Annotated in this window: 9 protein-coding genes; 1 reads left to right on the forward strand and 8 read right to left on the reverse strand. The window is 71.1% G+C overall.

Features of this window, described 5'->3' with window-relative positions; all coding sequences use genetic code 11:
- The coding region (locus CWC38_RS04175) for a DUF3662 domain-containing protein (protein ID WP_121845567.1) at nucleotides 1–404 on the reverse strand (404 nt) is incomplete at its 3' end.
- A gap of 256 nt (nucleotides 405–660) precedes the next feature.
- Nucleotides 661–2,787 carry an NADPH-dependent 2,4-dienoyl-CoA reductase gene (locus CWC38_RS04180; RefSeq protein ID WP_121845568.1) on the reverse strand — a complete coding sequence of 709 codons (2,127 nt, stop codon included), beginning with the start codon at nucleotides 2,785–2,787 and terminating at the stop codon, nucleotides 661–663.
- A gap of 220 nt (nucleotides 2,788–3,007) precedes the next feature.
- Between CWC38_RS04180 and CWC38_RS04185 the strand changes: the two genes are divergently transcribed.
- Nucleotides 3,008–3,637, forward strand: coding sequence for a Dps family protein (locus CWC38_RS04185; protein ID WP_121845569.1), 630 nt, complete (start codon nucleotides 3,008–3,010; stop codon nucleotides 3,635–3,637).
- A 128-nt stretch (nucleotides 3,638–3,765) separates the two neighbouring features.
- Here CWC38_RS04185 and serA read toward each other — a convergent pair whose 3' ends face one another.
- The 6 genes from serA to CWC38_RS04215 form a co-directional block, all read right to left on the reverse strand.
- The gene (gene serA / locus CWC38_RS04190) at nucleotides 3,766–4,962 is read right to left on the reverse strand and encodes a phosphoglycerate dehydrogenase (protein ID WP_121845570.1); all 1,197 of its coding nucleotides are present in this window, start codon (nucleotides 4,960–4,962) and stop codon (nucleotides 3,766–3,768) included.
- 488 nt (nucleotides 4,963–5,450) lie between these two features.
- The gene (locus CWC38_RS12560) at nucleotides 5,451–6,566 is read right to left on the reverse strand and encodes a glycosyltransferase (RefSeq protein ID WP_121845571.1); all 1,116 of its coding nucleotides are present in this window, start codon (nucleotides 6,564–6,566) and stop codon (nucleotides 5,451–5,453) included.
- A gap of 5 nt (nucleotides 6,567–6,571) precedes the next feature.
- Nucleotides 6,572–7,108 carry an LbetaH domain-containing protein gene (locus CWC38_RS04200; protein WP_121845572.1) on the reverse strand — a complete coding sequence of 179 codons (537 nt, stop codon included), beginning with the start codon at nucleotides 7,106–7,108 and terminating at the stop codon, nucleotides 6,572–6,574.
- Nucleotides 7,109–7,203: 95 nt separating this feature from the next.
- Nucleotides 7,204–8,838, reverse strand: coding sequence for a glycoside hydrolase family 71/99 protein (locus CWC38_RS04205; protein WP_124106138.1), 1,635 nt, complete (start codon nucleotides 8,836–8,838; stop codon nucleotides 7,204–7,206).
- 67 nt (nucleotides 8,839–8,905) lie between these two features.
- Nucleotides 8,906–10,165, reverse strand: a complete 1,260-nt coding sequence (locus CWC38_RS04210) for a hypothetical protein (protein WP_124035175.1) — start codon at nucleotides 10,163–10,165, stop codon at nucleotides 8,906–8,908.
- Nucleotides 10,162–10,806 (reverse strand): YveK family protein, encoded by a 645-nt coding sequence (locus tag CWC38_RS04215; protein WP_165860337.1) that lies wholly within the window; start codon nucleotides 10,804–10,806, stop codon nucleotides 10,162–10,164. Before CWC38_RS04215 ends, CWC38_RS04210 begins: the two co-directional genes overlap by 4 nt.
- Nucleotides 10,807–11,066 lie beyond the last annotated feature (260 nt).

Below are 11,066 nucleotides of genomic sequence, written 5' to 3' on the forward strand. Positions count from 1 at the left end.
GTGCCGGCGTCCGCGGGGGCCTGGGGGGTGCTGGTGCGCTCGAACGAGGACACGATCTCGAACTCGCCGGCCTCCAGCTCGGACTCGCGCGTGAAGCTCACACGCACCGCGCCCTGCAACGTGTAGGCCTGGGAGCGCGCGTGGCGGATGACCACGTCGCACAGCTCCTCCGCGAGCTGGACGCCCCACTCCTGGGCCCGTGGGAAGTCGTCGTCCGAGAACTGGACCGTGAAGACGTTGGGGGCCATGGTGCGCCCGCCCGAGACGGTGAAGGACTCCTGGTCCAGCTCGCGGCGCAGGGCGCTCGCGATCTCCACGGCCTCCACGCGCCTGCGCGAGCCCGCGGTGAAGGCGGTGCGGACCGCCTTCTCGATCCCGTTCTCCAGTCCGGTCCAGAAACCCATCCCGCCTCCTTTCTCGGCCAGCCAGTGGCGGTGCGTCCCGTGCGACCGCCGGGGGCGGAGGGGGCACACGGTCGTGGACAGTTCCCAGAATAGTATCCGGCCGGGCTGGGTGAGTGGTGACAGCTCGGCCCCGCGCGGGCCCCGCGCCCCGCCGTGGCGCGCTCCTCCGCGGTCGTGCCACGGCGGACGTGGCACGGAGCACCGGCGCGTCGGAGGGGTGGCACCCGCCCTGCACCCGACGCCACCGGGTGCGGGCTCAGGGCAGGGACGCGGCGAGCTCCACGGCCTCCTTGATGGCCCGCTTCGCGTCCAGCTCCGCGGCCACGTGCGCACCGCCCACCACGTGCACGGGGCGCTGCGCGCCCAGCTCGGGCACGAGGTCCGCCCGGGACTCCTGCCCCGCGCACAGCACCACGGTGTCGGCCGGGACCAGCAGCTCCTGGAGCGCGGGCGCCTCGGCCACGGCGGCGGCCCGCGACTCGCCCGCGGGGGCGTCCTGGGCGCCGGGACCGCCGGTGGGGCGCGGTGTCGTGGCGGCCGCGGGCCCGGGGGCCCGCCCCGCGGCGTCGTCCTTCTGGGGCACCAGCACGTGCACGCCCTGCTCGTCGATGCGCTGGTACTGCACGCCCGTGACGAACTGCACGTCCGCCATGCGCAGCTCCGCGCGGTGGATCCAGCCCGTGGTGGTGCCCAGGCGCGCACCGGGCTTGCCGGGCGTGCGCTGCAGGACCGTCACACGACGCCGCGGGGGAGCGGGATGAGGGCGCAGCAGGCCGCCGCGGGCCTGCAGGGAGCGGTCCACGCCCCACTCGCGGTAGAAGTCCGCCGCGGGGTCGTGGGTGAGGAAGTGGGCGACGTCGAAGCCGATGCCGCCGCCGCCGATGACCGCCACGCGCTCGCCCACGGGGGCTCCCGCGAGCACCTCCTTGTAGCCGAGCACGGTGGGCCCGTCCTCGCCGGGGATCCCGGGCACGCGGGGGGTGACGCCCGTGGCCACGACCACCCGGTCCGCGAACTCCAGGTCCGCGGCGGTGGCGGTGCGTCCGGTGCGCACGGAGACGCCCAGCTCGGCCAGGCGGGTGCGGAAGTAGCGGATGGTGTGGGCGTAGTCCTCCTTGCCCGGGATGCGCCGCGCCAGCTGGAACTGCCCGCCGATCTCGTGGTGCTCCTCGAACAGGGTGACCCGGTGGCCGCGCTGCGCGGCGGCCTCCGCGAACGCCAGACCCGCGGGGCCCGCGCCCACCACGGCGATCCGCTCCGCTGTGCGGGTGGGGCCCAGCACCAGCTCGTCCTCGCGCATGGCACGCGGGTTGACCAGGCAGGACATCCGCTTGCCGGAGAACGTGTGGTCCAGGCACGCCTGGTTGCACGCGATGCAGGTGTTGATCTGGGCGGAGCGCCCCTCGCGGGCCTTCGCCACGAACTCGGGGTCCGCGAGGAACGGGCGGGCGAGGCACACGAGGTCCGCGTCCCCGCGCTCGATCACGGCCTCGCCGATCTCCGGGGTGTTCATGCGGTTCACCGCCGCGACGGGAACGCTCAGCTGCTCCCGCAGGGCGCGGCTCACCCACGTGAACGCGGCGGGTGGGACACTCGTGGCGATCGTGGGGATCCGCGCCTCGTGCCAGCCGATGCCCGTGTTGATGAGCGAGGCGCCCGCCGCCTCGACCTCGCGGCCGAGGGCGAGCACCTGCTCGAACTCCTGCGCGTCCGGCACCAGGTCCAGCGCGGACAGGCGGTACATGATGAGGAAGTCCGGGCCCGTGGCCTCCCGCACGCGCTGGACGATCTCCACGGGAAAGCGGCGGCGCGCGGCGTCCGAGCCGCCGTAGCGGTCCGTGCGCCGGTTGGTGTGCTCCACCAGGAACTCGTTGATGAGGTAGCCCTCGGAGCCCATGATCTCCACGCCGTCGTAGCCGGCCTGCTGGGCGAGCTGCGCGGCCCGTGCGAAGTCCTCCACGGTGCGCCGCACGTCCTCCGTGCTCAGCTCGCGCGGGGTGACCTTGTTGATGGGCGCGCGAATGGGGGAGGGCGCCACGGCATCCGCGTGCATGGCGTACCGGCCGCTGTGCATCAGCTGCAGGGCGATCAGCCCGCCCTCCGCGTGCACGGCGTCCGTGACCGTGCGGTGCGGGGGAAGCTGCGCCGGATCGCTCAGGTGCGCGCCGTCCTGCCGGGCCGCGCCCTCCCGGTTGGGGGAGATCCCGCCCGTGACGATCAGCCCCGCGCCGCCGCGCACCCGCTCCACGTAGAACCGGGCGAGCTCGTGCTCGCCGCCCGGGGTCTCCTCCAGACCGGTGTGCATGGACCCCATGATCACGCGGTGCGGCAGGGTGGTGGACCCCACGCGCAGCGGGGACAGAAGGTGGGGATAGGTGCTCATCCGATACTCCAGGTCTCAGGTATTTCTCCCCACACTAGGGCCCGTGAGGTGGATCACCAATCCGGTGGTCCCGGTGGTCCCGGAGCTCCTGGCCCGCCCGGTGCTGCCGGTGCCGCGGACCCTGGCGCGCCGCTGTCCGCCGCACTATTGTGAATACATCACAATAAGTGGGTTCAGTGGGGTCCCGACCCGGGGTCCCGGGCCCTCTCAGGAGGATCTCATGGCCAAGAAGTCCACGCGGAACGCCGCGTTCACCGTCCCCGGTCTCACCACCGAGCAGGGCCACGCGGTGGCAGACATCCTGCAGCAGCGCCTGCACGCGCTCAACGACCTGCAGCTGACCCTCAAGCACGCCCACTGGAACGTGGTGGGCCCCAACTTCATCGCGGTGCACGAGATGCTGGACCCGCAGATCGACGAGGTCCGCGGCTACGTGGACGAGCTCGCCGAGCGCATGGCCACCATGGGTGTCTCCCCGAGCGGGTTGCCCGGCGCCATCGTGGCCGAGCGCACGTGGGACGACTACAGCGTGCACCGCGCCCCCGGTGTGGAGCACCTGGCGGCACTGGACCTCGTCTACGACGGCGTGATCAGCGACCACCGCGAGGCCCTGGCCCGTGTGAGCGACGTGGACCCCATCACCGAGGACATGCTGATCGGGCAGGTCCGCGGTCTCGAGCTGTTCCAGTGGTTCATGCGCTCGCACATCGAGTCCGGCAGCGGTGTCCTGGAGCACGCGGGGGCGCGCACGGAGAAGGGCGCCGCCAAAGCCGTGAAGTCCTCCCCGAAGGCGACGAAGTCCTCCGGGAGGACGGCCACGTCCCCCGCGAAGGCGAGCAGGAAGAAGTAGCGGCCACCCCGCGCAGTGCACGGTCCCGGGCTCGTGTGCGCAGGGACTCCGGCACACCAAGGATGCCGTGCACCGGGGACTCCGGCTCGGGCACCCCGGCAGCCAGGTGCCGGGACGTCGGCGCCGGGTCAGGAGAGGGTGGCCACCCGGATGGTCTCCGGCAGGGCCTTGATGGCCGCGACGACGTCCTCGGTGACCCCGTTTCCGCAGTCCGTGACCAGGTAGCCCATCTGGGCCTTGGTCACGAGCTGCTGGCGGTCCACGTTGATCCCGTGCTCGCCCAGCACCGAGTTGACACGCGCCAGCACGCCCGGGACGTTGCTGTGGATGTGCAGCAGGCGGGTGCCGTGGATCGAGGGGTCCAGCTGCACCTCGGGGAAGTTCACCGAGAGGCTCGTGGTGCCGTAGCGGCAGTAGTCGACCAGCTTGCCGGAGACGAAGCCGCCGATGTTCTCCTGCGCCTCCGCGGTGGAGCCCCCCACGTGCGGGGTGAGGATGAGGTTGGGCAGTCCCTGCAGGTCGGAGACGAAGGGCTCCCCGGCGGCCTTGGGCTCGGAGGGGTAGACGTCGAGTCCGGCGCCGGCCAGGTGCCCGGAGACGAGGGCCTCCCGCAGCGCCTCGAGGTCCACCACGTGACCGCGGGAGAGGTTGAGGAAGATGGAGCGCGGACGCATCTGGCGGAACTGCTCGCGGCCGAACATGTTGGTGTTGGACTCGCGCCCGTCCACGTGCAGGGTGACCGTCTCCACCGTGTTCAGCAGCTGCTCCAGGGAGTCGCACCGGGTGGCGTTGCCCATGGCCAGGCGGTCCACGATGTCGTAGTAGTAGACGTCCATGCCGAAGGCCTCGGCCACCACCGAGAGCTGTTTGCCGATGTTGCCGTAGCCCACGATCCCCAGGGTGCGGCCGCGGACCTCGTGGGAGCCCTCCGCGGACTTGTTCCACACGCCCTGGTGCATTGCGGCGTTCTTGTCCGTGAGGTGACGGGCCAGGGCGATGATCTCCCCGAGTGCCAGTTCCACCACGGAGCGGGTGTTGGAGAAGGGGGCGTTGAAGACGGCCGTGGCGGTGTCCGTGGCCGCGGTGAGGTCGATCTGGTTGGTCCCGATGCAGAACGCGCCCACGGCCATCAGCTGGGGATGGGCCTCGAAGACCTCGCGGGTCACCTGCGTCTTGGAGCGGATCCCCAGCAGGGACACACCCTCCAGGGCATCCACCAGCTCCGCCGGATCCAGGGCCCCCTTGCGGGTCTCCACCTCGAAGCCGCGGCTGCGCAGGGCGTCGACGGCGTCAGCATGAATGTTTTCCAGCAGTAAGGCCTTCACGCGTTCATCCTACGGGGTGGCCTCACGGCCGCGGAAAGCGGGGCGGGGAGGCGGCACCGGTCCCCGGGCGTGGAAAGATCCACGGCCCCCACCGTGCGGTGGGGGCCGGGGGCTCCGGGCGCCCGGCGCGTGCCGCCGCCCGGGGGTGCGGGCTGGATCAGCCGGTGACGCCGAAGGCCTTGAGGAAATCGAGCACGATGCCCGCGATGGTGCCGAGGCTCTGGATGATCGAGGTGAAGATGTCCACGATGAGTGTCCTTTGCTGTTGATCGTTCAGTGAAGGTCACCGGGTCACCCCCGAGCAGATCCTGCGGCGGTCCTGCTCCGACCCGGTGGACACCACGCTACGGAGCCGCCCTGCCCGGGCAACACCGCCCAGCGGCCAGACCTTGCATGGACCACCGGCCAGGGGAGCGCTGGCCGATCGGCCAGCGCGGTGTCCCCGCTCCAGCGCGGGTGAAGTGCGGCGCCCGGAACCGCAGCGGGCTTCAGTCCCGGTACGCGCTCAGCAGCCGCTGCACGACGGCGTCCATGCCGTACTCGCGGGCAATGGTCTCCCGTGCGGCCCGTCCAGCGCGTTCCCGCAGGACAGGGTTCCCCAGCAGCTCGTCGAGCGCGTCCTCGAGGGCCTGCCGGGTGTGGTCCACCACCGCGCCGGACCCAGTGCGGCGCACGGTGTCCGCCAAACCGCACGTGTCCGTGACCACCACGGGCAGTCCGCTGGACATGGCCTCCAGGACGGACATGGGGTACGGCTCGTCCACGGACGGCAGGACGTAGAGCTCCGAGTCCCGCATCCACTGGGCGGCCCCCGCAGAGTCCACGGGACCCGCCCACGTGAGACGGTCCCCGAGGCCGGACTCGGCGACGGCCCGGCGCACGGCGTCCCCCTGGCCCTCGTCCGGGCCCACCAGGGTGAACGTGGCGTTGGGGTACCGGTGCGCGAGGGCGCGGGCCGCGGCGACGAACGCGAGTGGGCGCTTGCGCTCCTGCAGCCGGGCGAGGAACAGCACGCGGCACGCGTCCCCCTCCCGCACGGGGCGGGGCTCGGGGCTGACCGGCATGCCGTTGCGCAGCTCCATGAGGTTCACCGGACCGCGCGCCACCCGGGCCACTTCCTGCTCCTCCCGGGGGGTGAGGTGGAAGACGCGGTGGGCGTCGCGCAGCACCCGGCGGGTCAGGACGGCGTCCAGGGGTCCCGCGAGCGGGTTGTCCGAGGGGTCGATCATCCCGTGGGTCTGCAGCACCGTCCGGGTGCCCGCGCGCTGCGCGAGCCACGCGGCCGGCAGCGTCAGCAGGTCACGGGCGGTGTGGACGTGCACCACGTCCGCGCTCGCCGCGACCCGGCGCACCCACGCGAGCATGGCCGGTGAGGTGAGGCCTGCGAAGCCTGCCCCCGGCAGGACGTAGTGCGGCGGGAACAGGGCCGTGCGCACGCCGTCGCGCTCCGTGGGCAGCGGGGTGTCCAGCTCGGAGCCGGTGGCGGCGAGGACGACGTCGTGACCGGCGTCGGCCAGCGCACGGCACTGGTTGAAGGCGACGGTGGTGGGGCCGCCGTACGCGTTGGTGCCCGAGACGAGGGCGACGACCTGGAGGATCCGCATGCCGCTCACACCCCCGCCGCGGCCGGGGCCAGCACGCGCGCGCCGGCCGGGACGTCCCGGGTGACCAGTGCGGTGGCGCCCACCACCGCACCCTCGCCCACGGTCACGCCGCGCAGGACCGTGGCGCGCAGGGCGATCCACGCGCCGTCGGCCACCGTGACGGGAGCGTTGTCGAACTCGAAGGCGGGGTCGTCAGCGCGGTGGCTGCCCGTGCAGAGCATGGCGCCCTGCGAGATGCACACGTCCGATCCGATCGTGATGGGCTCCAGGTTCAGCAGCCACGCGCCGACGCCGATCCACGAGTTCTCGCCCACGCTCAGCTTCCAGGGCCAGTGGATCCGCACGTCGTGGCGGATCAGTGTGCCCTCGCCGATCTGCGCCCCGAACGCCCGCAGGATGCGCGCGCGCACGCGCGGGGGGCACAGCACGGAGCGCTGCAGCGGCTCCACGACGAGTGCCCAGGCCGCGCACTGCAGGGTGCTGCGGCCCTTGTCGTAGCCGCGCCCCGTGAAGGTGGCGAGGCGGCGTCTCTGGTGTGTCATGTTCTCTCCCCTGTGTTGGTCGAACGGTTGAATGATCGAACGGTCGTGCAGTCGGGTGACGGCCCGGTGGTGGGCCGTCATCGAGGCTCCCGGGGCTACCTGGCGGATGCGGGGTGGTGAACCGGTGGCGAGTAGGCGATCTTCCCCTCGTGGGTCACCAGCCGGGCCACGGTGAATCCGCTCCGAACGGTGGTGACCTGCTGGTCTCCCACGATCTTGGCGGGCGGATTCGTGTACGCCACCTCAGCGGCGTCGAGGGCCAGACCTGCAGGCCAGGTGTTGTGGAGCAGCTCCAGGCAACGGACCGAGTCCTTGCTCTTCCCCCTCGTCCCGGAGGGGTTCGGGCCCCCGCCATGCTGGAGCTCCGCGAGCGCGGCGAAGTCCGCTGCTCCGTGAGAGCTCACGGAGTAGTAGCGACGCCGGTCGGGCGTCGGCACTGCCGGGTCCCCTGCGTCGAGGACGACCACGGGGGCGCTGCGGGTGCTGCTGAGGTGTCTGCCGGACTCGTCCAGCAGCTCCACCACGGCGAAGGCGTGATCTCCTCCCTTCAGCGGGAGCGCTTCTTCCACGGCTGCCGTCGTCACGCTGCCGGGCCCGGCGGGACGAGAGGTGGACTCGGCGAGCACACGTCCTCCCGCGGAGGTGACCCGGAGGTGCACCGTCACGGGTGTGCTCCCGTGGTTGATCGCCAGGCCTTCCGCCAGGAGTTCCTGGCCCGCGACCAGGTACTGCGGCGTGGTCACGTACGCGCGTGAATCGCCGTCCGCCTGGCCAACGCCCCGGAACACCGCGGAGTAGTGGGCCAGCAGGTCTGCTCTGGTGGTGCCCCAGTCGGAGGTCGGCTGCACCGAGGTGTGCTCCACGGCGTCGTTCCACGTGACCGCGGTCAGCCACGTCGGGTTCGCCGCCAGCTGCTTCTCGAGATGAGCGCGCCACAGCTCGGTGCCGCGGGCGTCCACGTAGCCTCCGTGGGACGTCTCCCGGTCGTACCCGGGCAGCGACCCTCCCGCGAAGGGGACCCCTTTGTCAGCGGCCCAGGCGGTGAAGTCCTCCAGGACCTGCGTCTCCTTGTCCTCGAACAGCCACACCGCGTCGAAGCAGCGGGCGTAGGGGTCGACGACGGACGTGTCGAGCCGGTCACCGTGCTGGCTCGCCTGGGTGGTCAGCTCGGCGACCAGGAACACCTCGGTGCCTCCCTCGCGGAGGCCGGTGCGCACCGAGTCCCACTGTTCGGGGGTGAGGGAACGGGCGTTGTAGATCCAGACCACCAGCGCACTGCCGGAGCGGGCTGCAGAGGGGTGCCGGGCGGCGGCCTCCGCGTACTGCTCCACCAGCTCCCTGGCGCTCCTGGGCGAGGAGACGAGGAGGCACGGAGCCACCGAGAACCCCCGAGGCTGCGGGCCCTCCCACGTGCGGTCCGCGGCCGTCATCCAGTCACCCACGAAGTCACCCCCGGAGTTGACCCCCTCCAGCAGGAGGATCTGCATGCCGGTGAGACCGGCCGCACGCGCTTGGTCCACCTGGTCCGCGACGAGGGTGTCGTAAGGGGTGTCCCGAGGGGCGAAGGACAGCGGGCGCTCGCTGCCGTAGGCGACGTCGTCGCCGTCAGCCAGGGGCAGGCCCTGGGGCACCGCGTGGGCCCACACCTCACGGCGTTCGAGCGCACTCGGAGCAGGGATCTTCGGCGCGGGGCCCCCCGCGTCCGAGCAGGACGCGGTAGTGCCCACCACAGCAGCCCCGGCCAGGGTCAGGAAAGCGCGTCTGCTCGTCCTGCCCCTGGCCGCGGAGGAGTGCTCGTCACGCCAGTGCATCGGCAACTGGGCCTCTCGCGGCGGACTCCCCGGTGCGCGCCCTGCGCAACGACCAGCGGCGCAGGAACGCGGCAGTGGCGGGCCGCAGCACGCGTTCGAGCAGGGCGACGGCAATCATCATGGAGATGATGCGGCTCACCGCACGGGTGTTGTACTGGGTGATCATCACCACCGTGAGCATGGCCATCCCCAGCAGGGCGGAGAGGAAGAGCACCATGGTGGGGTGGGGGTTGGAGCCCACGCTGCGGAGGCACCCCCGGACCACCAGCCCCCACACGAGGGTGAACAGCATGAGGGCAAAGCCGCCGAAGCTCGCCCACTCGCCCAGGGCGGAGTAGGGGATGAACTCGTGGACACGCATCGAGAACAGGATGTCGTCCCACCCCACGAGACGGCCCGGCCCCGGGTTGAGAGAGATCAGCATGTCCTGCTGTGTGATGCCGTACTCGTGGCTCGTGAAGACCAGCAGCGGCACGCTGAACCCGAAGCTGCTGGTGGTGGTGAGCAGGGACTCCTTGATGAAGGACGGCTCGAGGATCACCTCGGAGATCGCGCGGGCGTAAGGGATCAGACCGTGCTCGGTCAGGTCGCGGCAGTAGAGCGGGATGGGCAGAAGCACCACCGTGACGAGGACCGTGAACAACCACCCCAGCCACGAGACCCGGCCACCCGCGAGAAACCTGCCCACCATGTAGAGCACGACCACGCCGGCGAACACGCGCGTGGCGCATGCGAAGAGCAGCACGAGCCACAGGACCATGGCGATTCTGCCCAGCAACGGGTGCCGGACGGACAGGAACCCGGCCGCGAGCACCGCCATCGGCTGTGCCACGCTCGAGGCGGAGACGAGAGCCGGCGGGGCCGTGAAGATCAGGTACTGCGGCGCCTCCAGCAGGTACCGTCCCTTCGTCGCCACCAGCGCGGCCATGGCGCCGAACGTGATGAGGATCCACAACCACGAGAGCGGTCGCACCTGTTTGCCGATCGTCGAGATCAGCACCGTCCAGGACGGTGGGCGGCCCGGCAGCGGAACGAGGAGTGCGAGCAGCAGCCCGCAGATCGCCCATGAGACCAGGCGCGCCGCATCGGGGTGGTTGTACGCGGCCCAGACCGGCGTGAACGGACTGGGAACGGTGATCACCGAGTGGTCCAGGAAGTAGACCGTGGAGGCCCAGCTGACCAGCAGGAAAACGATCAGGGTGAGCACCGGGACGCGGTCCATCGTGATCGCATCGCGCCACTTCATGACCACAGTGCGTCGTTCTGTCCAGCGGTGGCCGACGACGTGTGGTGGCGGGGTGCCGCGCGTCGGCGAGTGGCCGCCTGAGCTGCGGCAAGGCCCAGGACGGCACCCATGGTCCCCCCGATGAGGGCCCACTGGCTCACACTGGGCTTGTCGCTCGTCGTGGCGGAGCTGCCCTTCTGGACGATGGAGACGTCCACCTGGGGTGCTCCGTCGCTCTGGGGTGAGAACTGACGGATGGAGTCACGGAGCCCTGCCGCGAGGTCGTCCGCGATGGCGGCGCTGCGCTCCTTGTCCGCGTCCGTGTAGGCGAGCTTGATGAGGCTCGAGCCGGTGGGGACCTCCACGGTCAGGTCCTTGGAGATCTCGTCCGTGCCCTTGCCGTGGTCCGCAGCCTCCTGCAGAACGCTCGAGGTCATCGCGAGGTTGTTGTAGGTGGGCATGTTGCTGAGGATGTACTGCGAGACGGTCTCCGTCTGGGTGCTCGGCAGACTCTTCGTCGGTGTCACCATCACCGTGGTGGTGGACGTGTAGCTCTCGGGCCGAAGGGCGGCCACGCCCGCTCCAAGTGCCGCTCCCAGGACGGTGGCGCCCAGGACGATCCCCAGGAATCTGACAATGACGTTCTTGACACGTGGTGACACGTGATCCCCCCAATTTTCTCCTGTGTTCCCGTCAGCCCGACGGGAAACCCCAATGTTCGCGTAGCTGTAAATGGGGACAAACTTCTTTACCATTACCCCCTATTGGGGGACAGGGCCATATTTCTGACGACGGCACCCCGGGTATTCCGTGCGCCCCCGCGCCGTCCTGGCGGCTGTGCAACGGTTTGGCCGCTCAGCCCCGAGATTCCGGGGAATAGCCGCTGCCGCCATGATCGGCACCCCTGTCCCGCTTTCCCCAT

Origin of the sequence: Kocuria tytonicola (assembly GCF_003687455.1) — a bacterium.
Classification (GTDB): Bacteria; Actinomycetota; Actinomycetes; order Actinomycetales; family Micrococcaceae; genus Kocuria; species Kocuria tytonicola.